Below are 20,572 nucleotides of genomic sequence, written 5' to 3'. Positions count from 1 at the left end.
GAGGTGACCACGGCCGTCGTCGGGAAAGGGTTCTAGGAAGCCGCCTCGCGCGCCCGGAGGTCCTTGCGCAGGATCTTCCCGGAGCCGGACTTCGGGATCTGGTCGATGAACTCCACCCGCCGGACCTTCTTGTGCGGGGCGATGCGCTCGGCAACGAAGGACATGACGTCGTCCGCGGAGAGCGATGCGTTCTGCTGGAGCACGACGAACGCCTTCGGGATCTCCTCGCCCTCGTCGTCCTTGACCCCGATGACGGCGGCGTCGGCGATGCCGTCGTTGGTCAGCAGCAGCGCCTCGAGCTCGGCCGGCGGCACCTGGTAGCCCTTGTACTTGATGAGCTCCTTGACCCGGTCGACGATGTAGAAGACGCCCTCCTCGGTCACCGTCGCGACGTCACCGGTGTGCAGGTAGCCCTCGTCGTCCAGCGTCGACGCGGTCGCCTCGGCGTTGTTCAGGTACTCGCGCATGACGTTCGGGCCCTTGACCCACAGCTCGCCGCGCGACCCCTCCTCGCCGGTCTCCGGGTCGACCAGCTTGCACTCGATGTTCGGCAGCGCGACGCCGATCGACGACAGGTCCATGTCGGGCCGGTCCTCGGGCATGGCGTGGCTGACCGGCGAGAGCTCGGTCATGCCGTAGCCCTGGAACACCGAGCAGTTCAGCCGCTTGGCGACCTTGTGGCCGAGGTCGGCGTCGAGCGCCGCGGCGCCGGAGAACACGACGTCGACGCAGTCGATGTCGTACTGCTCGACCATCGGGTGCTTGGCCAGGGCCACCGCGATCGGCGGCGCGATGTAGATCCGGTCGACGCGGTGCTCGGAGACGATCCGCAGGAACTCCGCGAGGTCGAACTTCGGCATCGTCACGACGGCCGCGCGCTGGTAGATGCCGTTGTTCATCATCACGGTCATGCCGTAGATGTGGAAGAACGGCAGGACCGCGAGGATCTTCGACTCGCTGGTCGTCTTCTGCATCACCGCGAACTGCAGCAGGTTCGCGACGAGGTTGCGGTGCGTCAGCACGACGCCCTTCGCCCGGCCGGTGGTCCCCGACGAGTACGGCAGCGCCGCCACGTCGTCCCCGGTGAGCTGGACCGAGGGCTTCTCGGCCGTCGTCGTCAGCAGGTCGGCCAGCGCGTTCTCGGGCAGCGGGGTGGACGCGTCGTCGCGGGCGGCGTCCAGGAGCACGACCTCGGTGACGCCGATGCCCTCCTCGCGCAGCGCGGCGCGGGCGCGGTCGAGGAACGGCGACACCGTGACCAGCATCTTCGCGCCGGAGTCGCGCAGCTGGAAGGCCAGCTCGTCGGGGGTGTAGAGCGCGTTCACCGTCGACACAGCGACACCCGCGGCGAGCGCGCCGTGGAACACGACGGGGTAGTACGGGGTGTTCGGGGCGAACAGGGCGATCACGTCGCCCCGACCCAGGCCCCGCTCACCCAGGGCGGCGGCGAAGCGGTCGACCGCCGTGGCGAGCTCCCCGAACGTCATCGTCCGGCCCGACGGCCCGTCGATCAGCGCGACGCGGTCCGTGTGCTCGCCCAGGTCGGAGAAGAGGAACTCCGGCAGCCCGACGTCGGGGATGTCGATGTCGGCAAACGGACTACGCACGGTCATGCAGGGGCTCCTCGTTCTGCGTCAGCTGGGTCACACCACGCTACCGAGCAGTATGGCCCAGAGCACGTGTCGTCACTCAGGAATCGGACACCAGGTGCTGAAAGGCGCGGAGGTTCGCCAGCGACTCCCCGCGGGACTCCCGCCACGCCCACTCGCGCCGGATCGACGTCGCGAAGCCGAGCTCGATGAGCGTGTTGAAGTCACCGTCCGCGGCCTCGAGCACCTGCCCGAGCACGCGGTCGATCTCGTCGTCGGTGATCGCGTGCAGCGCGACCCGTCCGACGAGGTGGATGTCCCCGACGTCGTCGAGGCAGTAGTGCACGCCGTAGAGCCGGGTGTTGCGCTGCAGCAGCCAGCGGTACACGCCCTCGAAGTTCTCGTCCGGGCGCCGGCACACGAACGCCTCGACCAGCAGCGCGTGCGGGGTGAGCACCAGCCAGCAGTTGGTCTGCAGCTTCTTGGTGCCGGGCAGCGTCACGAAGAAGCTGTTCGCGTCCCGCCGCTGGTAGGCGAGCTCGCGCTCCTCGAGCGCGTCCACGATGGTCTGCGCGCTCACACCGCCACCCCCTGCACGGCGACGCGGGCCGCGGCCGCCTCGGCGTAGGTCGCGAGGAGGGCGTCCGTCGTGCGGTCCCAGGAGAAGGCCTGGGCGTGCTCGATCGCGCCCGCGGCCAGCCGGCCGCGCATCTCGCGGTCCACCGCGGCCCGTTCGAGCGCCGACGCCCACGACGCGGCGGTGTGGTCGCCCACCAACAGCCCCGACCGGCCGTCGGCGACCGCGACCGGCAGCCCGCCGACCGCAGCGGCGACGACGGGCGTCCCGCAGGCCTGCGCCTCGAGCGCGACCAGGCCGAACGACTCGGAGTGGCTGGGGACCGCGACGACGTCGGCCGCCCGGTAGACCTCGGCGAGCGCGGCACCGGCGCGCGGGGGCAGGAAGCTCACGACGTCGGTGATACCCAGTTCCGCCGCGAGATCGACGAGCACCCGCGGCTGGGTGACCCCGGAGCCGGACGGGCCGCCGACCACGAGCACCTTGAGCCGTTCCCGCAGGTCCGGACGGCGGGTGAGCATCTCCGCGGCGGCCCGGAGGAGGACGTCCGGCGCCTTGAGCGGCTGGATCCGCCCGACGAAGGCGAGGACCACGTCGTCCTCGCGGATCGGCGTCCCCACCTCGCGGGCGACGGCCGCGCGGGCGGCGCCGCGGTCCCGCCCGGGGGTGAAGGTCTCCAGGTCGACGCCGGGGGCGACGGTGCGGACCCGCTCCGGGTCGGCGTCGTACTCGGCGATGAGCGCCTCGGCCTCGGCGGGCGTGGACGCCACGAGCCGGTCGGCCTCGGCGACCACCTGCTCCTCCCCCACCAGCCGGCCGAGCGGCTCGGGGGTGTCGCCCTCGGCGAGCGCGGCGTTCTTGACCTTCGCGAGCGTGTGCGCGGTGTGCACCAGGGGCACGCCCCACCGGTCGCGCAGCAGCCACCCGACCTGGCCGGAGAGCCAGTAGTGCGAGTGCACGACGTCGAACCAGCCCGGTTCCTGACGGGCCTCGTCGCGCAGCACCCCGGCGGTGAAGGCGCACAGCTGGCCCGGCAGGTCCTCCTTGCCGAGGCCGCCGAACGGGCCCGCGACGACGTGGCGCACCAGCACCCCGGGCGCGAGCTCGGCGACCGGCGGCAGGTCCGACGTCGTCTGCCGCGTGAAGATCTCGACCTCGACGCCGCGGCGCGCCATCTCCTTCGCAGTCTGCACGACGTAGACGTTCATCCCGCCGGCGTCGCCGGTCCCGGGCTGGGCGAGGGGGGAGGTGTGCACCGAGATCACCGCGACCCGGCGGGGGGACCGCCGTACCGATGCCAACGTGCGCGGCCTCGGCCGAGATGGGGCCGTGCCGTCCGTCGCCGCCCTCGCCGCCGGAATCACGGACCACAGCTTAGGCAACGACCAGATCGCCGTCCGCCCGAAAGCGGGCCTAGGGTGGCCCGCCGTGACCTCTCCCACCTCAGCCACGCGGCCCCTCGTCGTCGTCACCGGCGCCAGCTCCGGGATCGGCGCCGCCACCGCCCGGGCGCTCGCCGCCGACGGCTGGCACCCCGTGCTCGGCGCCCGCCGCCTGGAGCGCGTGCAGGCGATCGCGGACGAGGTCGGCGGGACGGCCCTCCCGCTCGACGTCACCGACGCCTCGTCCGTCGAGGAGTTCGCCCGCGGCGTCCGGGAGCTGGGCACCGTCCGCGGCCTGGTGAACAACGCCGGCGGGGCCAAGGGCACCGAGAAGGTGATCGACGCCGACGAGGAGCACTGGCGCTGGATGTGGGAGTCCAACGTCCTGGGCACCGTGCGCGTCACGAAGGCCCTGCTGCCCGACCTCATCGCCTCCGGCGACGGGCACGTCGTGACGATCACCTCGATCGCGGGCCTGGAGGTCTACGACGGCGGGTCCGGCTACACCGCCGCGAAGCACGCCGAGGGCGCGCTGCACCGCACGCTGCGCGGCGAGCTGCTCGGCGAGCCGGTGCGGGTCACCGAGATCGCCCCGGGCGCGGTGGAGACCGAGTTCGCGCTGGTCCGCTTCGACGGCGACCAGGAGCGCGCCGACAAGGTCTACCAGGGCATCACGCCGCTGACCGCCGACGACGTCGCCGCGACCGTCGCCTTCGTCATGAGCCGCCCGTCGCACGTCAACATCGACACGATCGTCCTCAAGCCGCGCGACCAGGCCAGCGGGATGAGGTTCCACCGGACCTAGAGAGCGGCGCGACCGACGAGCACCGGCTCCGGGACCAGCCGCACCCCGAACGCCGCCTCGACCCGGTCGCGGACGTCGCGGGCGAGCGCGAGCAGCTCCGCCGTCGTGCCGTCGCCGCGGTTGGTCAGGGCGAGCGTGTGCCGGGTGGACACGCGGACCGGCGCGTCCGGGCCCGGGTGGCCGCGCGGTACGCCGGCGCGCTCGATGAGGGCCGCGGCGGAGAGCTTGACCCGCCCGTCGTCGGTGGGCCAGGCGGTGACGGGCCGCGCGTCGAGCGTCGCGACGCGTCGGGCCACGTCGTCGGCCACGTCCTTCCCGACGACGGGGTTGGTGAAGAACGAGCCCGCGCTCCACGTGTCGTGGTCGGCCTCGTCGAGCACCATGCCCTTGCCGCGGCGCAGCCCGAGGACGGCCGCACGCGCCTCCGCGACGGGCACCCGCGTCCCGGCCTCGACGCCGAGGGTGCGGGCGAGCTCGGCGTACCGGATCGGGGCGGAGAGCCCGTCGGTGGTCAGCCGGAAGCGGGCGCTCAGCACGATCTCGCGGTCGTGGCCCTTGATCCGGCTGGTGCGGTAGCCGAGCCCCAGGGCGCCGGCCGGGACGGTCGCCACCTCGCCGGTGGCGCGGTCGAGGAGGGTGACGTCGACCAGCAGGTCGGCGACCTCGACCCCGTACGCGCCGACGTTCTGCACGGGCGTCGCCCCGGTGCTGCCGGGGATGCCGGACAGGCACTCCAGCCCGCCGAGCCCCTCGGTGACGGTTGCCGCGACCAGCTCGTCCCAGTCCTCGCCGGCCGCGACGTCCACGAGGGCGGTGTCGCCGTCCCGCGTCACCGTGTGGCCCCGGGACTCGAGCCGGACGACGGTGCCGTCGAACCCGTCGTCGGGAACGACGAGGTTGGACCCGCCCCCGAGGACGAGCAGCCGTTCGCCGGCCGCGTCCGCCTCCCGCACGGCGGCGACGATCGCGTCGGTGTCCGTCGCCCGCACGAGCTGTCGGGCCGGGCCGCCGAGACGCAGCGTCGTCAGGTCCGCCAGGGGGACCGCGGTCGTCGGCACGTTCCCGACGGTAGCCGCCACCGACGGCCGGTAGCGTTCCGGCCCGTGGCCCGCCCCATCCAGCACAGCGCCGTGTTCCCGCACCCCGTCGACACCGTGGTCGGCGCCCTCACCGACGACGCGTACCTGAACGCGCGGCTCGCCGAGCTCGGCGGGAAGGACGCCGCGCTGGTGTCCCACGAGGGCGACCGGATCGTGCTGCGTCAGGGGGTCCCGGTCGAGTTCCTGCCCTCGGTGGTGCGGCGCTTCACCGGCGACGACCTGATCCTCGACCGCACGGAGACCTGGAACGGCCCGCACGCCGACGTCGCCGTCGACGTGCGCGGCCTGCCGGGCTCGATCACGGGGACCCAGCAGGTCGTTCCCGACGGCGAGGGCTCCCGGCTGACCGTCGACGCCTCGACCACCGTCCCGGTGCCGATGGTCGGCGGGAAGATCGAGGGCGTCGTCGCCGAGCAGGTGGGCGAGCTGCTGCGCTGGGAGGCCGACTTCCTGACGCGCTGGCTCGCCGGCTGAGCCCCTACCGCCCCAGGCGCTCCAGCGCCTCCGCGCCGGGCAGGCGGTCGAGCACCGAGCCCGGCACGACGAGCTTCGAGCCGCGGATCCCGCTCCCGACGACGACGGCGGGTGCGGCCAGGACCGCCGCGTCCACGAGGACCGCCCAGCCGACCGGCAGCCCGAACGGCGTGATGCCGCCGTACTCCATGCCGGTGAGCTCGACGGCGAGGTCCATCGGCGCGAACGAGGCCTTGCGGACGTCGATCCGCTTGCGGACCACGCCGTTGACGTCGGCACGCGTCGTCGCGAGGACCACGCAGGCCGCGAAGCGCTGCTCGCCGGACCGCGACCCCGTCACCACTACGCAGTTCGCCGAGAGCTCGAGCGGGGAGGAGTAGGCCTCGCAGAAGGCGGCCGTGTCGGCCAGGTCGGGGTCGATCGCGGCCACGCCGCAGGAGGCGGCGAGGTCGGCGGGCAGGGCCTTCAGCGCCTCGACGACGGGACCCGCGAGCAGGTCGGGCCGGTCGAGCGCCGGGACCGGCTCGAGCGTGCCGGCGGCTGGTTCGAGACCGATCACCACCGCCCGCCCTGCTGCACCTCGGTCACCTTCGGCCGCACGTCGACGAGGTAGACGAGCACCGCGCACAGGGCGACCAGCCACAGGATCGCGAAGTTCGCGACGGGCCCGCCGACGGAGACCACGAGCAGCAGCGCGCCGACCCCGGTGATCGCGCACCAGGCCGGCTTGGTCAGCTTGTCGACGGCGGTGAAGGCGTCGGCCCGCTGCAGGAGCGAATGGATGAACGCGTAGAGGCCGACCGGGATCATGATGATCCAGATCAGCGTCGACAGGTAGTAGTCGAGATACACGAACACCGGGCTGGGCAGCAGCACACCGGCGAGGATACGTGCTGGTGGGAACGGCCCGATCCACCCACTCGGCGCAGAGCAGACACGACGACGGCCCCGGCCCCCGCGGGTGCGGGGACCGGGGCCATTCGACCGGGGAGCGTCAGGCCTTGCCGGTCGGCGCCTTCGGCGCGGCGGCCTTGGTGGCGGCCGACTTCGGGGCGTTCTTCGGGCCCTGCTTCTTCGGGGCCGTGCGCGCGGCCGTCTTGCGGGCGGCCGAGCGGGTCTCGTGCGCGGCCTCCTCGCCGGCCTCCTTCACGTCGGCGGCGACCTCGGCGCTCACCTCGGTGATGGCCTCGGCGGCCTCCGCGGTGGCCCGCTGGGTGTAGCGGGCGGCGCGCTCGCCGACCGAGCGGGTCTGCTTGGTGACCTCCGCGAGCGCGGCCTCACCGCGGACGCGGACACCCTCGGTGGCGTCCTCGAGCCGGTTCTCCAGCTCGGAGGAGACCTGGTCGACGGTGTCGAGGGCCTGCTTGACCTGCGGCTGCGCCTTGATTTGCGTGTACGCGGTCTCGCCGCGCTTCACGAGGTCGGCGTAGACGCTGCGCACCGCGGCGACGTAGCTGTCGGCGAGGCGACGGAAGTCCTCGCTGGTCAGCTTGCCGCGCAGCTCCTGCAGCTCCGAGGGGAGGTCCTCGACGCGGGCCTGGACCTCGGTGGCGCCGGCCTGGACCTTGGAGAAGGCCTCCTGGGCGCTGGCCACGGCGTAGTCACCGAGGCCGAGCAGGGCGAGCGCCGGGGCACGGAACGGGTCGACGACGTCGGAGACGACCTTGTTGGCCTGGTCGCGCGCCTCTCGCACGTCGAACTTGGTGGGGAAGGTGACAGGCATGTTCACTCCTCGTCGGACGGGATGCGGGTGAGGTCGGGGGCGACGGACAGGGCCGCCGTCCCCGCGGTGGCACCGGAGGCGGCATCGCGCTCGGCGGGCGCCGGAGCCGTGATCCCGGCCGCGCGGTTCTCGCGGCGGAACGACTCGTAGATGTCGTGCAGGACCTGCTTCTGGCGCTCCGTGAGCTCCGGGTCGCAGGCCAGTGAATCGAGGACCGCGGAGCCCTGACGCTCCTCGAGGATCCCCGCCTTCACGTACAGCGCCTCGGCCGAGATGCGCAGCCCGGTCGCGATCTGACCCAGGATCTCGGCGGACGGCTTGCGCAGTCCCCGCTCGATCTGGCTCAGGTAGGGATTTGAGATCCCCGCGACCTTGGCGAGCTGCCGCAGGGAGACCTGCGCCGACTCGCGCTGCTTGCGGATGTACGCACCGATGTCCTCGACGGCCTGGTTGAGTGCCTTGTCGACACCGTCCACACCGGACATCGTGCTCACCTCCTCGCCGTGACTGACATCCACGCTAACACGAGTGCTAGCTGGTGCAAGCACTCTGTTTGCGCAGGTGGGGTGGGCTGTGCCACAGTTCTGGAGATCGTTTCCGGACGGCGTCGTGCGCTGGGGAAACGCCTCGGCTAGCGTCTGCGGCGATGGCGGTGGGGCCCGCCGACAACTGCGTCATGCCGGCGCCAACGGTCCCTGGAGCCCGATTCCGCGTGCCCAGGGAGCCTTCGTGCCCGAGCGTCCCGAGATCTCCGACGACGTCGTCGCCGGGCGTGAACCCGGCGGGTCCGTCCTGCGTGGCCAGGGGGCTGCCGTCGCAGCCGTGGCCCTCGGCGGCGCGCTCGGCGCGCTCGCCCGCTGGGGCCTGGGCCTCGCGTGGCCCACACCGCCGGGCGGGTTCCCGACGACGACCGTGGTCATCAACGTCGTCGGCTGCCTGCTCATGGGGTTCCTCGTCGTGCACGTGGCCGAGGTCCGCACCGCGCACCCGCTCGTGCGGCCGTTCCTCGGTGTGGGTGTCCTCGGCGGGTTCACGACCTTCTCGACCTTCGCCGTCGACGCCCAGCACCTCCTCGCCGGCGGCCGGCTCGGCACCGCGCTGGGCTACCTCGCGGCGACGGTGGCCGGGTCGGTCGGCGCCGCCTGGCTCGGCCTCGTCCTGGGCCGCACGACGGGGGGTGCGCGGTGACGGGGCTCTGGGTGGCGCTCGGCGCCGCGCTCGGGGCGCCGACCCGCTACCTCGTCGACCGCGCCCTGCAGCGCACCCACGGCACGTCGTTCCCGTGGGGCACGTTCACCGTCAACGTCGTGGCCTCGCTCGTGCTCGGGATCGTGCTGGGGGGAGCGGCGCCGTCGGCCGTGGTCGCCGCCATGGGCACCGGGTACTGCGGCGGGCTCTCCACGTGGTCGACCCTGGGCTACGAGACCGTGCGCCTCGCCGAGGCCGGAGAGCGGGCGCACTCGCTGTTCAACGTCGTGATGTCGACGTTCGCGGGCCTCGGCGCCGCGTCGCTGGGCCTCGCGATCGGTGGCTTCGCCCTGTGAGCACTTGTGGCGGTCATAGCCGCCACAAGTGCACACGAGGCGAAGCCACCTACCCGACGAGCAGCTCGCCGATCGTGTAGATGATCAGTCCGGCGAGGGCGCCGACCACGGTGCCGTTGATCCGGATGAACTGCAGGTCCCGGCCGACCTGGAGCTCGATCTTGCGGGAGGTCTCCGGGCCGTCCCAGCGCTTGACGGTGTCGGAGATGAGCGCGGTGATCTCCGGGGCGTAGCGGGTGACCACGTAGGAGGCCGCGTCGACGATCCAGCTGTCGACCTTGTCCCGCAGGGCCTCGTCGAGCACCATCCGCTCGCCGAAGCGGGTGACGCCGTCGGTCACGCGCAGCCGCAGCTCGCTGGACGGGTCCTCCGCGGCGTCCAGGATCATCGCCTTCCCGGTCGCCCAGGCCCGGCTGATCAGGCCCTGCACGTCGGGGTGCGCGAGGAGCTGCTGCTTGATCGCCTCGACGCGCTCGATCGTCTCCGGCTCGTGCTGCAGGTCGCCCGCGAAGCTCGTGAGGAACCGGTCGATGGCCTTGCGCAGCGGGTGGTCCTGGTCGGACTTGACCGCCCAGGCGAACGACAGCGCCTCGGCGTAGAGGCGGTCGCCGATCAGGCCGTCGACGAAGCGCGGGGACCAGCTCGGGGCCTGCTTGCTGACGAGCGCCATGACAGTCTCGTGGTTGGCCCGCACCCAGTCGTAGGCGCGATCGCAGATCAGGTCGACCACCCGTCGGTGCGACCCGTCCTCCAGGATCCCCTCGAGCAGCTTGCCCATGGGCGGGCCCCACTGCTGGGCGATCACGCGGCGGGTGACGGTCTGCTCGATGACGGCCTGGACCTCGTCGTCCCGCAGCACCGCGACCGCGCCCCGCACCACGGTCGCCGCCTCGGCGGTGACCCGCTCGGCGTTCTCCCTCCGCGACAGCCAGGCACCGGTGCGGTTCGCGATCCGCGCCGAGCGGAGCTTGTCGCTCACCACGGGGACGGACAGGAAGTTCTGCCCGACGAAGTCGGACAGGCTCTCGCCGAGCTGGTCCTTCTTCCGCGGGATGATCGCGGTGTGCGGGATCTTCAGTCCCAGGGGGTGGCGGAACAGCGCCGTCACGGCGAACCAGTCGGCGAACGCGCCGACCATGCCCGCTTCGGCCGCGGCCCGCACGAAGCCGGTGAAGGCCGGACCGCCGTTGCGCTCCCAGGTGAGGAAGACGATCCAGACGATCGCGGCACCGACGAGGAACCCGGTCGCCACGACCTTCATCCGGCGCAGCCGGAGCCGCTTGCCCTCCTCGTCGGCGAGGCCGGACAGGCCGGACCCGCCCCCGCTGCCCCGATCCGTCGTCGGGGGAACCGCCGTGGTGCTCACACCCGTCGATTGTGCCCCGACCCGACCGGATGAACCGTCGTGGCCCGACGTGCGAAGCGACCTGACGAGAACCGAATCGCCCGCATCGTCACCAGGACCACCGCCGTTAGGACTCACAGCGTCGCGAGTGCCCGGCGTCGGGGGGCCCGTGAACGTGGGGCTCGAGCGCAGGGACGCGCCCTCGAACGCCCCGTGCGACCGTCCGCGCCCGGCCGCACGGGGTTCTCGCGCCCTCCGGCCGCCGTGCTGCCCCACGGTGGCCGGGGGGCGCCCCACCGAACGCACGAACGGCACCCTCGCTGCCTCTATGTGCGCGAGAGTGCCGCTCGTTCGGATCGCCAGGGGCCGCCTCAGCCGGTCTCGATCGTCGGCGAGTAGGCGCGCATCCAGGCGTCGAGCTGCAGGACGTTCTCCGTCTTGGCGCGGTCGACCTCGAGGCTCGTGGCGCTGTCGGCCGGGGCGTCGATCGAGGCCCGCACCGCGTCGACGTCGATCAGCGCGCGGACCGGGGCGTTCGGGTCGGCGAGCAGGTCGGCGAGGTCGCCGCGCAGCGCCTTCTCGTAGGCCGGGTCCTGCGTCGACGGGTACGGGCTCTTCACCCGCTCGACGATCGAGGCCGGCAGCACGTCCTTCGAGGCCGCACGCAGCAGCGACTTCTCCCGGCCGTCGAACGTCTTCAGCGACCAGGGGGTGTTGAACACGTACTGCACGAGCCGGTGGTCGCAGAACGGCACGCGGACCTCGAGCCCGCTGGCCATGGACATGCGGTCCTTGCGGTCGAGCAGCATCTGCACGAAGCGGGTCAGGTGCAGGTAGCAGACCTCCCGCATGCGGCGCTCGTGGGCGCTGACGCCGTCGACGTGCGGCACCTCGGCGAGGGCGTCTCGGTAGGACTGATCGACGTAGCCGGGCAGGTCCAGCGTCGTCATCAGCCCGGGGTCGAAGAAGCTGCGCTGCAGGTCCATCGGCGCGTTCTGCGCCGCCATCCACGGGAAGGTGTCGGCATTCACGGCGTCGGCGTCGTGGAACCAGCGGTACCCGCCGAACACCTCGTCGGCGGACTCCCCGGACAGGGCCACCGTCGAGCGGCCGCGGATGGCCTTGAACAGCAGGTAGAGCGAGGTGTCCATGTCGCCGAGCGCGAGCGGGAGGTCGCGGGCGCGCAGGACGGCGGCCCGGGCGTCGGGGTCCATGAGGTCGTCGTTGGAGAGCGTGATGGCCTCGTGGTCCGCCTTCACGTACTCGGCGAGCTCGCGGACGAAGGGCCCGTCCGGGGTGTCGCGCATCGGGTCGGCGGCGAAGGAGTCCTCGTAGCCGACGAAGTCGACCGAGAACGACCGCACCGGGCCCGCGCCCTGGTCCGCCAGCTGCTGCGCCGCGAGGGCGGTGATCGCCGACGAGTCGAGCCCGCCGGAGAGCAGCGAGCACAGCGGCACGTCGGAGATCAGCTGCCGGCCGACGATGTCGTCGAGCAGCTCACGGACGTGCGCGACCGAGGCCTCCCGGTCGTCGGTGTGCTCGAGGGCCTCGAGCTGCCAGTACTGCCGGGTCGACAGACCCTCCTGCCGGATCCGGACGAGCGAGCCCGGGCGGACCTCGTGCATGTTCCGGTACCCGCCGTGGCCCGGCGTCTTGACGTGCGAGAGCAGCTCCCGCAGCCCGTCGGCGTCGACGACGGCCTCGGAGCGCGGGTGGGCGAGGATCGCCTTGGGCTCGGAGCCGAACAGCACGCCGTCGGGCGTCGGGTAGTAGTAGAGCGGCTTGATGCCCATGCGGTCACGGACGAGGAAGAGCTCGTCGGCGCGCGTGTCCCACAACGCGAAGGCGAACATCCCGTTCAGGCGCTCGACGACGTCCTCGCCGTACTCCAGCCAGCCGTGCAGGATGACCTCGGTGTCGGAGTCGGTGCGGAACGCGTGCCCGCGCTGCTGCAGCTCGGCCCGCAGCTCGGTGAAGTTGTAGACCTCGCCGGAGTAGACGATCGCCAGACGGGTCTCGCCGCTCGCCGGGTCCTCGAGCGTCATCGGCTGCCGCCCGCCGGGCACGTCGATGATGGCGAGCCGGCGGTGCCCGAGGGCGGCGTGGCGGGCGCTCCAGAGTCCCTCGTCGTCCGGCCCGCGACAGGCCATGGTGTCCGTCATCGCCTGCGCATCGGCGGCGGCGCCGCGGTCCTGCGAGAAGTCCCGGGTGAAGTCGACCGTTCCTGCGATGCCACACATGCCGGCTGTCCTCCTGTCATCGGCGACAGCTCCGGACTACCCCGTTTGTTTAGGGCATGTAACCAGATGTGACGTGCTGGTGAACCGGACGATCACCCCAGAGGCAACCGGATCTCGAAGGTCGTCCCCGCCGACGAGGTGTGCACGCGGATGTCCCCGTGGTGCTTCGAGACGACGATCCGCCACGAGATGTCCAGGCCGAGCCCGGTGCCCTCGCCGACGTCCTTCGTCGTGAAGAACGGCTCGAAGATGCGCGGCCGCACGTCGTCCGGGATCCCCGGGCCGGTGTCGGCGATCTCGACGACCGCGGTGTCGGACTCGCGCCGCGTCCGGATCGTCAGCGTCCCCTCGCCGCCCATGGCCGAGCACGCGTTGTCGATGATGTTCGTCCAGACCTGGTTCAGCTCCGCCGGGTAGCACGGCACCTGCGGCAGGTCGGGGTCGAACTCCTTCACCAGCGTGATGCCCTCGAGCTTGCGGGAGAGCATCGTGACGGTGGACTTGAGCAGCACCCGCAGGTCGCTCGCCTGGTACGGGGCGCGGTCGAGCTGGGAGTACTGGCGGGCGGCGTTGACCAGCGTGCCGATCCGGACGGTCGAGTCGGTGATCTCGCCCATCAGCGTCTCGGTCTCGACGGCGTAGGCGATCCACCGCACGGCCGCCTCGAGCGTGCCGTCGGGGACCGTGCGCTCGACCTTGCCGAGCCACTCGGCGTCCAGCCCGCCCGCGACGAGCACCGCGGCCAGGTCCCAGGCCCCGGAGACCGAGCGGTCCGACAGCCAGTCGCCGACCTCGTCCTCGGCGTCGGCGGCCTGCATCGCGGAGAGCTCCGGGGCGGTCGCGACGCCGAGCACCGCCTCCTCCTGCAGCTCGACGAGCTGGGAGACGACGGCGCCGTCGAGCTTGCCGGAGGCGAGCATCGCGAGCTTGTGCCGCATCCCCGCGACCCGGTCGCGCAGGGACTCCGTGGCCCGGATCGCGGCGGCGGCCGGGTTGTTCAGCTCGTGGGTGAGGCCCGCCGAGAGCGATCCCAGCGCCAGCAGCCGCTCCCGCTCGCCGATCGCGGTGCTGGAGCGCCGCATCCCGACGGCGAGGCCCTCCACGAGGTGCATCGCCAGCGGGAACCACGTCCGCAGCTGCGCGCCCCACTCCTCGGCCGGCAGCGCCAGGAACCGGGAGTCGGTGCAGGCGCGCAGCGTGTGCTTGTAGAGGAGGTTCTCGCCCTCGACGTAGGCCTCGGTGGCCCCGCCGTACGTGCCGGGCCGGTCGGAACGGCTGACCTCGACCTCGTCGCCCCGGACGGTCCGGATCAGCGAGATCTCGCCGTCGCAGAGCACCCAGAAGCAGCGTGCGGGGTCGCCCTCGCGGCACACGTCCTCGCCCGACGGCACGTCGACGACGTCGGCGTGCTCCGAGATCCACGCGAGCTGGTCGTCGTCCAGCGACTCGAAGAGGAAGAGCCGCCGCAGGGTGGCGGGGGCGAGCTCGTCACGGATGTCGTTCATCGGTTCTCCAACCAGCGGTGCACCAGGCTCACCGCCATCGCGCCCTCGCCGACGGCGGAGGCCACGCGCTTCACCGACCCGCCCCGGACGTCGCCGACGGCGAACACCCCGGGCAGGGAGGTCTCCAGGTGCAACGGTTCCCGGTCCGGGTTGCTTCCCGACGGCAGGTCGGGTCCGGTGAGCACGAATCCGCGGTCGTCGCGGGCGACGACGCCGTCGAGCCAGTCGGTGCGCGGCTGCGCGCCGATGAACACGAACAGCCACTGCCCGTCGACGACCTCCTCGGTGCCGCTCCCGCGGTCGCGCAGCGTCAGCTTCTGCAGGTGACCGTCGCCCTCGGCGCCGACCACCTCGGTGCCGGTGCGCACCTCGATGTGCTCCACACCGGCGATCTGCTCGATCAGGTAGTGCGACATGGACGCCTCGAGCGACCCGCCCCGCACCAGCATCACGACGCGGCTGGCGTAGCGGGAGAAGTTCATCGCCGCCTGCCCGGCGGAGTTCGCGCCGCCCACGACGTAGACCACCTCCTGCGCGCACAGGGGCGCCTCGGTGGTGGCCGCGCCGTAGAAGACGCCCTCGCCGGCGAACTCCGTGAGCCCGGGGACGTCCAGCGTCCGGTACGAGACCCCGGTCGCCAGGACCACCGCGTGGGCGGCGATCTCCGACCCGTCGTCGAACGTGAGCACCCGGACACCGCCGCGGACGCCGAGGCCGGTGACCGTCCTCGTCGTCAGGACCTCGACCCCGAACTTGACCGCCTGACGACGGGCCCGGTCGGTGAGCTGCGAGCCGGAGACGCCGTCGGGGAAGCCGAGGTAGTTCTCGATGCGGCTGGAGGTGCCGGCCTGTCCGCCGGTGGCCAGCGACTCCACGAGCACGGTCCGCAGGCCCTCGGAGCCGCCGTAGACCGCCGCGCCGAGCCCGCCCGGGCCGCCGCCGACCACCGCGAGGTCGTAGAGCTCGGCCGTGGCGTGGGTGGAGAGGCCGACCCGCTCCGCGACCTCGGCGTCGGTCGGTTCCACGAGGGCGTGACCGTCGCCGGTGATCACGACCGGCAGCCGCTCGACGTCGCACCCGGCCGCCTCCAGCAGGCGCGCTCCCTCGGGGTCGTCGGCGAGGTGGAAGCGGAACGGCACCTGGTTGCGGGCGAGCAGGTCGCGCAGCTCGTAGGACCGGGCGGACCACCGGTGGCCGATGACCCGGGTGTCGGTGCTCGGCCGGTCGGGCGCCCGGCGCCAGGCCTCGAGGAGCTGGTCGACGACGGGGTAGAGCTTCTCCTCGGGCGGGTCCCAGGGCTTGAGCAGGTAGTGGTCGAGGTCGACGACGTTGATCGCGGTGATCGCGGCCTCGGTGTCGGCGTAGGCGGTGAGCAGGACGCGGCGGGCGCGCGGGAAGAGGTCCATGGCGCGCTCGAGGAACTCGACACCGGTCATCCGCGGCATCCGCTGGTCGGCGAGCATCACCGCGACCTGCTCGCCGCGCAGCGCGATCTCGCGCAGCGCCTCCAGGGCGGCCTCGCCGGAGTCGGCGCGCACGATGCGGTGGTGCTCGCCGTACTCGCGGCGCAGGTCGCGCGCCACGGCACGGGAGACGCCCGGGTCGTCGTCCACGGTGAGGATCACGGGGCGGGGCACGGGTACCAGCCTAGGCTCAGTCGCCGGTCGTCCAACCGCTCTCGGCGAGGTCGACCCCGCCCCCGGAGCCCGACGTCACGGGGACGACGGTGTCGCGGATCCCGGCGAGGACGCACAGCACGAACGCGGCGCCGAGGGGCGAGAGCTCGTCGGGCAGGCGGGCGGCGACCCGGCCCTTCGTGACGTCGGCCCGCCACGCCCGCCCGAGGTCGTCGATCAGCGTGCGCCGCGGGGGGTGTCGCTCCACGCGGGTGCGCATCCGCAGCACCCGGCCGTCGACGTCGATCTCCCAGTCGCGCCACGGACCGCGCGCGTGCGGGCTCGCCGTCGCGACGAGCTCGCGGTCGTCGAACAGCTCGAACCGGTTCCCCCGCTGCTCGAGCCACCGCGACTCGTTCCCGACGGCGAGCGTGCGCCCCTCGCGCTTCCCCTTCTTCTTGCCGCGCTTCTCCGGTCGGGAGACCGTGCCGTCCAGCCGTCCGTCGAACTCGAACGGCGAGTCGGCGTACTCGGCCGTGTGCAGCACCGAACCGATCCCGACGCCGTAGTCCCGCACGTCGTCGTCCACGCGGCTGTCCGTCGCCGCGCCCACGGCCGCGAAGGTCGCGGCGAGCAGGAGCGGCAGGGCGATCACGAGCAGGACGAACAGCACGATCCCGGTGTCGGAGATCCCGGTGCCGATCCACGCGGTGAGCACGGCGCCGAGCACCGCCAGGCAGGCGACGGTGAGCAGTGCCCAGATCCAGAAGAACCGGCTGCTGACCCGACCCACCCGCCACGGTGAGGCCGGACCACCGCCGGGTACGGAGGGTGACGCCTCGAGTCCGAGTTCGTCGTGAACGCCGCTCATGTCACGGACTGTGCCCGATTCCGGTGACGCAAAGCAACTATATTGGGCTATCCGAAGTACTCCGCGATCACGCGGGCGACCAGGTCCGGCGCCGTCTGCAGCGCCGCGTGCGCCTGTCCGGGGAGCTCGACGACGGTCGCGTGCGGCAGGGCCGCCGCCACGGCCGCCGTCGAGTCGCGGAGGTGTCCGGCACTGTGCTCCCCGAGCAGCATGAGGACGGGCATCCCGATGTCGGCGAGCCCCTCCGTCCCGACGGGCATGCGGACGAGCTCGCGGCCCTCCCGCGGCCAGGCCGCGGCGTTCGCGACCCGACTCGGCCAGATCGGACTGCGCCGCATCCCCTCGATCGCCGCCTCGGGCGCCTGCACCAGTTCGCGGACCCCCGTGAGCAGCGCCCCCTCCGCGTCGCCCGCGGCCAGCTGGGCCTCCATGCGATCGAGGGTCGCGCTGTCGTCGGGCCGGCCGGGCAGCGGCCACGGCGGCTCGTAGAGCACGAGCGCGGAGGCAGCGAGGCCGCGGGCGGCGGCGCCGAGGACGCACACCGCTCCCGAGGAGTGGCCGGCGACAACCACGTCCGGGCCGAGATCGGCACAGAGCGCGTCGAGATCGTCGTGCTCGCGCGCGAAGGAGTACGGGAGCGTGTCCCCCGAGTCGCCCTTCCCGCGCCGGTCGGCCAGGTGGACCGCGAAGCGCCCGACGAGACCCTCGGCCGCTACGGCCCAGGACGCCCGACCGCTCGGGCCGCCCGCGACGGTCACCATCGGACGTGGCCCGTCCGTCACCTGCTCGACGGCGATCGCCGTCCCGTCCGCGGACCGCACCGTTCGCATCGTCGACTCCACGTGCCCTCCCCCTGCCCGTCGACGGAGTGTCGCCCGGCTGGTCTGGTGCGCCCCAGGGGGCGGTGCCCCCTCCTTCGTCGAGTGGGCGTCCATCGGTGCAGGCCGAGGCGCCCGCGCCGTGTGGGCGCCCACTCGGTCGCCGCCATCGCGACGAACGAGCACCGTCGGTGGTCCGTGCACCGGGTCGACGACCGCAGGTGCTCGCTCGACCGGTCCAGCTCCGCCGTCACACCCGGGTCGACCACACAGAGCAGTGGGATGCACACTCCCCGGACGCGGTCGTGCCCGACCGGACCCGGCACCGAGGCCGGGCCGGGTCGGACCGGCCGCGCTCGTGCGCCTCGAGCGCGCAGGGCGCCGGAGCCACCGGACCCGTCGTCAGGAAGAGGAGCCTCGCGTGCGGATCACCCTGGCCCAGACCGACGCCACGCTCGGCGACCTCGACGGCAACCTCAAGCGCGCGGAACGGGTCCTCGGCGAGGCCGTCGAGGACGGGTCGGACCTCGTGGTGTTCCCGGAGCTGGCGCTGTCCGGGTACCAGCTCGGCGACGTCGCGCACGACCTGTCGATGTCCCCCGACGACCGCCGGCTGCTGCGGCTCTCCCAGCGCGCCGGCGGGGCCGGGATGCTCATGGGCTACCCGGAGGCGGGCACCCACGGCCTGCACACCTACAACTCGGCGGGCTACTACGAGGACGGCCACCTCGTGCACACCCACCGCAAGCTCTACCTGCCGACGTACTCGACGTTCGAGGAGCGCAAGCACTTCCTGCCCGGCCAGCACTCGCGGGCCTACGGGGTGCGGGGCGGGCGGCACCGCGCGGCGACGCTGATCTGCAACGACGCCTGGCAGCCCCAGGTCGCGTTCCTCTCCACCCAGGACGGCGCGCACATCCTGCTGGTCCCCGCGAACTCGGCGCAGTCGATGTCCCCGGAGCGCTACGACTCGCGCGAGTACTGGCGCAACATCACCACGTTCTACGGCCGCATCTACCAGCTGTTCGTCGTCTTCGTGAACCGCGTGGGCGTGGAGGGCGGTCTGACGTTCTGGGGCGGGTCGCACGTGGTGGACCCGTGGGGCGAGGTCGTCGGCGAGTGCGGCGAGGGACCGGAGGCCGAGGAGACGCTCACCGTCGAGATCAACCTCGCCGACGTGCGCCGCCGGCGCCGCGACATCCCGCTGGTCCGCGAGGCGCGCCTCGGCCTGCTCCGCCGCGAGATCGACCGACTGCTCGACGAGGGCGGTGATCTGTGAGCACAGGTGAGCACTTGTCGTCGCTATCGCGACAACAAGTGCTCACCTGCGAAGCACACCTTCGGTGATCGTCACCGCGTCGCCGCGGAGCATCACCCGATCGCCGACGACCTCGACGCCCACCGTCCCGCCGCGGCGGGAGAGCTGCGCGCCGACCAGCGAGGGCTTGCCGGTGCGCTCGGCCCAGTACGGGGCGAGGCAGCAGTGCGCCGACCCGGTCACCGGGTCCTCGTCGATCCCGACGGCGGGTGCGAAGAAGCGGGAGACGAAGTCGGCGTCCACCCCGGGCAGGTCGTTCGCGGCCGTGACGATGACGCCCCGCCCGCTCGCCGCGCGCAGCGCCGAGAGGTCCGGCTCGAGGTCACGGACCTCCTCCGCCGAGGACACCTCGACCAGCACGTCGTAGCGGCACCGGGCGAGCGCGACCACGGAGGCCCCCAGCGCGTCCGCGAACTCGTCGGCGAAGTACCCGCCGGGCAGGCCGGCGACCGGGGTGTCGATGGGGAAGTCGAGGGTGATCGCGCCGTTGCCCGCCCGGTCGGCCCGCAGCACGCCGGCGGCGGTCGAGAACGCGATCGGCGCCGTCGCGAGCCCCCGCTCCAGCAGGACGTGCGCCGAGGCGAGCGTCGCGTGCCCGCAGATCTCCACCTCGACGGTGGGCGTGAACCACCGCAGGCCGACCTCACCCGTCGTCGGGAAGGAGGAGAGGTCGACGAACGCGGTCTCGGAGAGGTTCATCTCCGCCGCGACGTCCTGCATCCAGCCCGCGTCGACGGGGCCCTCGCCGTCGTCGAGCAGGCACACCGCCGCGGGGTTGCCGGTGAAGGGCACGGAGGTGAAGGCGTCGACGACGAGGAGTTGGTGGGCCACGCCCCCATGGTGACCGATGCCGTGGGCGAGCGACATGCGGTGCGTCAGCCCAGGAGGGACGCCACCACCAGGGCCAGACCGGCCACGCCCGACGCCGCCCCGCCCCACGCCCAGCGTCGCTGGAGCAGCAGCGAGTCGTCGCGGAGGTCGGTCGACCCACGGGTGGAGACGACGAACGGGTCGGTCCCGGTCTCCGGCGCGGCGATCACCAGGGTGCCGTCGCGGTCGTGCACCTCGCCGTGCACGTAGAGCCCGGCGCCCGGCCGCAGCACCCATTCCTCGCGGACGACCGCGCCCGTCGGGTACGAGTGGCCGCCGAACGACGACTCCCCCGCCACCTTCTCCGGCTGCACGGGGACGGTGACGCGCGGGTCGACCCCGATGTTGCCGGTCTCCTCGACGAGCACGAACGGGCGCTCCGAGGCCTCCTCGAGCACCGTCTCCCACGCGCCGTCCTCCGAGGTCCGGCGACGCACGGTCCGGCGGTACCAGACGCACTCGGTGCCGGTCTGCGGCGAGCGCAGCGGCCCGTCCTCGGGCGGGTGGGCGTACCCGACGACCGCGGCGACCCGCCGGAAGCCGCCGACGGTGCCCAGCTCGACGAGGGCCTCGCGCTCCACCTCGAGGTCGGCGACGGGGCTTGTCGACGCGCCGATCAGGGCGTGCCGCGCCGCGACCCGGCGGTTCGCCGCGACGATCGCCGCGGCGCCGAGGGCGATGAGCACGATCCCGAACAGCAGCATGGGTGATCCCTCCGGTGGTCCGTCCAGGGTCCCCGACGACGGCTGGTGTCGCGGTGAACCGCGGGCGTCACCCGGGAGGAGGTCCGGGTCA

General features: G+C 72.9%; 21 protein-coding genes. 5 read left to right on the top strand and 16 right to left on the bottom strand.

Annotation, left to right across the window (positions count from 1 at the left end; all coding sequences use genetic code 11):
* Nucleotides 1-32: 32 nt before the first annotated feature.
* The 3 genes from QRT03_RS04865 to mshA form a co-directional block, all read right to left on the bottom strand.
* Nucleotides 33-1,613: an AMP-binding protein gene (locus QRT03_RS04865; protein ID WP_286051373.1), complete on the bottom strand. Its 1,581-nt coding sequence runs from the start codon at nucleotides 1,611-1,613 to the stop codon at nucleotides 33-35.
* Between the two features lie 76 nt (nucleotides 1,614-1,689).
* Nucleotides 1,690-2,169 (bottom strand): type III secretion system chaperone family protein, encoded by a 480-nt coding sequence (locus QRT03_RS04860; RefSeq protein WP_425604775.1) that lies wholly within the window; start codon nucleotides 2,167-2,169, stop codon nucleotides 1,690-1,692.
* Nucleotides 2,166-3,467: a D-inositol-3-phosphate glycosyltransferase gene (gene mshA, locus QRT03_RS04855; RefSeq protein ID WP_286051372.1), complete on the bottom strand. Its 1,302-nt coding sequence runs from the start codon at nucleotides 3,465-3,467 to the stop codon at nucleotides 2,166-2,168. Before mshA ends, QRT03_RS04860 begins: the two co-directional genes overlap by 4 nt.
* A gap of 127 nt (nucleotides 3,468-3,594) precedes the next feature.
* Between mshA and QRT03_RS04850 the strand changes: the two genes are divergently transcribed.
* On the top strand, nucleotides 3,595-4,353 hold the full coding sequence (locus QRT03_RS04850; protein WP_286051371.1) for an SDR family NAD(P)-dependent oxidoreductase: 759 nt from the start codon (nucleotides 3,595-3,597) through the stop codon (nucleotides 4,351-4,353).
* Here QRT03_RS04850 and QRT03_RS04845 read toward each other — a convergent pair.
* Complete coding sequence (locus QRT03_RS04845) at nucleotides 4,350-5,411, bottom strand: UDP-N-acetylmuramate dehydrogenase (protein ID WP_286051370.1); 1,062 nt, start codon at nucleotides 5,409-5,411, stop codon at nucleotides 4,350-4,352. The two genes, QRT03_RS04850 and QRT03_RS04845, sit on opposite strands and share 4 nt — an antisense overlap.
* Before the next feature lie 45 nt (nucleotides 5,412-5,456).
* Here QRT03_RS04845 and QRT03_RS04840 point away from each other — a divergent pair, with 45 nt between their 5' ends.
* Nucleotides 5,457-5,927, top strand: coding sequence for a DUF2505 domain-containing protein (locus QRT03_RS04840; protein WP_286051369.1), 471 nt, complete (start codon nucleotides 5,457-5,459; stop codon nucleotides 5,925-5,927).
* A 4-nt stretch (nucleotides 5,928-5,931) separates the two neighbouring features.
* Here QRT03_RS04840 and QRT03_RS04835 read toward each other — a convergent pair whose 3' ends face one another.
* The 4 genes from QRT03_RS04835 to QRT03_RS04820 form a co-directional block, all read right to left on the bottom strand.
* Nucleotides 5,932-6,489 (bottom strand): YbaK/EbsC family protein, encoded by a 558-nt coding sequence (locus QRT03_RS04835; RefSeq protein WP_425604774.1) that lies wholly within the window; start codon nucleotides 6,487-6,489, stop codon nucleotides 5,932-5,934.
* Nucleotides 6,483-6,779, bottom strand: coding sequence for a DUF2516 family protein (locus QRT03_RS04830; RefSeq protein ID WP_286052055.1), 297 nt, complete (start codon nucleotides 6,777-6,779; stop codon nucleotides 6,483-6,485). The genes QRT03_RS04835 and QRT03_RS04830 overlap by 7 nt, the downstream gene beginning before the upstream one ends.
* Nucleotides 6,780-6,921: 142 nt before the next feature.
* Entirely contained in the window at nucleotides 6,922-7,650 is a 729-nt protein-coding gene (locus tag QRT03_RS04825; RefSeq protein WP_286051368.1) for a hypothetical protein, read from the bottom strand.
* A 2-nt stretch (nucleotides 7,651-7,652) separates the two neighbouring features.
* Nucleotides 7,653-8,135 (bottom strand): helix-turn-helix domain-containing protein, encoded by a 483-nt coding sequence (locus tag QRT03_RS04820; RefSeq protein ID WP_286051367.1) that lies wholly within the window; start codon nucleotides 8,133-8,135, stop codon nucleotides 7,653-7,655.
* A gap of 244 nt (nucleotides 8,136-8,379) precedes the next feature.
* On the opposite strand from QRT03_RS04820, the gene crcB reads away from it, so the two are divergent.
* Both crcB and QRT03_RS04810 read left to right on the top strand, forming a co-directional pair.
* Nucleotides 8,380-8,838 carry a fluoride efflux transporter CrcB gene (gene crcB / locus QRT03_RS04815; protein WP_286051366.1) on the top strand — a complete coding sequence of 153 codons (459 nt, stop codon included), beginning with the start codon at nucleotides 8,380-8,382 and terminating at the stop codon, nucleotides 8,836-8,838.
* A complete protein-coding gene (locus QRT03_RS04810) occupies nucleotides 8,835-9,194 on the top strand; it encodes a fluoride efflux transporter FluC (RefSeq protein WP_286051365.1) in 360 nt (119 codons plus the stop codon). Before crcB ends, QRT03_RS04810 begins: the two co-directional genes overlap by 4 nt.
* A 49-nt stretch (nucleotides 9,195-9,243) precedes the next feature.
* Here the strand turns inward: QRT03_RS04810 and QRT03_RS04805 are convergent, their stop codons facing one another.
* The 6 genes from QRT03_RS04805 to QRT03_RS04780 all read right to left on the bottom strand — a co-directional run bounded on the left by QRT03_RS04805 (nucleotide 9,244) and on the right by QRT03_RS04780 (nucleotide 17,601).
* Nucleotides 9,244-10,455 (bottom strand): DUF445 domain-containing protein, encoded by a 1,212-nt coding sequence (locus tag QRT03_RS04805; RefSeq protein WP_286052054.1) that lies wholly within the window; start codon nucleotides 10,453-10,455, stop codon nucleotides 9,244-9,246.
* Between the two features lie 455 nt (nucleotides 10,456-10,910).
* Nucleotides 10,911-12,779 carry an asparagine synthase (glutamine-hydrolyzing) gene (gene asnB / locus QRT03_RS04800; RefSeq protein WP_286051364.1) on the bottom strand — a complete coding sequence of 623 codons (1,869 nt, stop codon included), beginning with the start codon at nucleotides 12,777-12,779 and terminating at the stop codon, nucleotides 10,911-10,913.
* 92 nt (nucleotides 12,780-12,871) lie between these two features.
* Nucleotides 12,872-14,284, bottom strand: a complete 1,413-nt coding sequence (locus QRT03_RS04795) for an ATP-binding protein (RefSeq protein ID WP_286051363.1) — start codon at nucleotides 14,282-14,284, stop codon at nucleotides 12,872-12,874.
* A complete protein-coding gene (locus tag QRT03_RS04790; RefSeq protein WP_286051362.1) occupies nucleotides 14,281-15,921 on the bottom strand; it encodes an NAD(P)/FAD-dependent oxidoreductase in 1,641 nt (546 codons plus the stop codon). The genes QRT03_RS04795 and QRT03_RS04790 overlap by 4 nt, the downstream gene beginning before the upstream one ends.
* Nucleotides 15,922-15,937: 16 nt before the next feature.
* Entirely contained in the window at nucleotides 15,938-16,771 is an 834-nt protein-coding gene (locus tag QRT03_RS04785) for a hypothetical protein (protein ID WP_286051361.1), read from the bottom strand.
* A 47-nt stretch (nucleotides 16,772-16,818) separates the two neighbouring features.
* Nucleotides 16,819-17,601, bottom strand: a complete 783-nt coding sequence (locus QRT03_RS04780; protein ID WP_286051360.1) for an alpha/beta fold hydrolase — start codon at nucleotides 17,599-17,601, stop codon at nucleotides 16,819-16,821.
* A 409-nt stretch (nucleotides 17,602-18,010) separates the two neighbouring features.
* On the opposite strand from QRT03_RS04780, the gene QRT03_RS04775 reads away from it, so the two are divergent.
* On the top strand, nucleotides 18,011-18,868 hold the full coding sequence (locus tag QRT03_RS04775; RefSeq protein ID WP_286051359.1) for a nitrilase-related carbon-nitrogen hydrolase: 858 nt from the start codon (nucleotides 18,011-18,013) through the stop codon (nucleotides 18,866-18,868).
* A gap of 42 nt (nucleotides 18,869-18,910) precedes the next feature.
* Here QRT03_RS04775 and QRT03_RS04770 read toward each other — a convergent pair whose 3' ends face one another.
* Together QRT03_RS04770 and QRT03_RS04765 are read right to left on the bottom strand one after the other, a co-directional pair.
* Nucleotides 18,911-19,738, bottom strand: a complete 828-nt coding sequence (locus QRT03_RS04770) for a PhzF family phenazine biosynthesis protein (protein WP_286051358.1) — start codon at nucleotides 19,736-19,738, stop codon at nucleotides 18,911-18,913.
* A gap of 44 nt (nucleotides 19,739-19,782) precedes the next feature.
* Nucleotides 19,783-20,481: a GIDE domain-containing protein gene (locus QRT03_RS04765; protein ID WP_286051356.1), complete on the bottom strand. Its 699-nt coding sequence runs from the start codon at nucleotides 20,479-20,481 to the stop codon at nucleotides 19,783-19,785.
* Nucleotides 20,482-20,572 lie beyond the last annotated feature (91 nt).

Origin of the sequence: Actinomycetospora termitidis (assembly GCF_030286555.1) — a bacterium.
Lineage (GTDB): Bacteria > Actinomycetota > Actinomycetes > Mycobacteriales > Pseudonocardiaceae > Actinomycetospora > Actinomycetospora termitidis.
The sequence above is the reverse complement of the archived record's forward strand: the minus strand, read 5'-3'. Positions and strand labels throughout refer to the sequence as shown.

Bases quoted from the DNA above. Each gene is read 5' to 3' on its own strand.
- QRT03_RS04865 (WP_286051373.1), bottom strand. From the start codon at position 1,613: ATGACCGTGCGTAGTCCGTTTGCCGACATCGACATCCCCGACGTCGGG.
- QRT03_RS04825 (WP_286051368.1), bottom strand. From the start codon at position 7,650: ATGCCTGTCACCTTCCCCACCAAGTTCGACGTGCGAGAGGCGCGCGAC.
- QRT03_RS04820 (WP_286051367.1), bottom strand. From the start codon at position 8,135: ATGTCCGGTGTGGACGGTGTCGACAAGGCACTCAACCAGGCCGTCGAG.
- QRT03_RS04805 (WP_286052054.1), bottom strand. From the start codon at position 10,455: ATGAAGGTCGTGGCGACCGGGTTCCTCGTCGGTGCCGCGATCGTCTGG.
- asnB (WP_286051364.1), bottom strand. From the start codon at position 12,779: ATGTGTGGCATCGCAGGAACGGTCGACTTCACCCGGGACTTCTCGCAG.
- QRT03_RS04795 (WP_286051363.1), bottom strand. From the start codon at position 14,284: ATGAACGACATCCGTGACGAGCTCGCCCCCGCCACCCTGCGGCGGCTC.
- QRT03_RS04785 (WP_286051361.1), bottom strand. From the start codon at position 16,771: ATGAGCGGCGTTCACGACGAACTCGGACTCGAGGCGTCACCCTCCGTA.
- QRT03_RS04780 (WP_286051360.1), bottom strand. From the start codon at position 17,601: ATGCGAACGGTGCGGTCCGCGGACGGGACGGCGATCGCCGTCGAGCAG.
- QRT03_RS04765 (WP_286051356.1), bottom strand. From the start codon at position 20,481: ATGCTGCTGTTCGGGATCGTGCTCATCGCCCTCGGCGCCGCGGCGATC.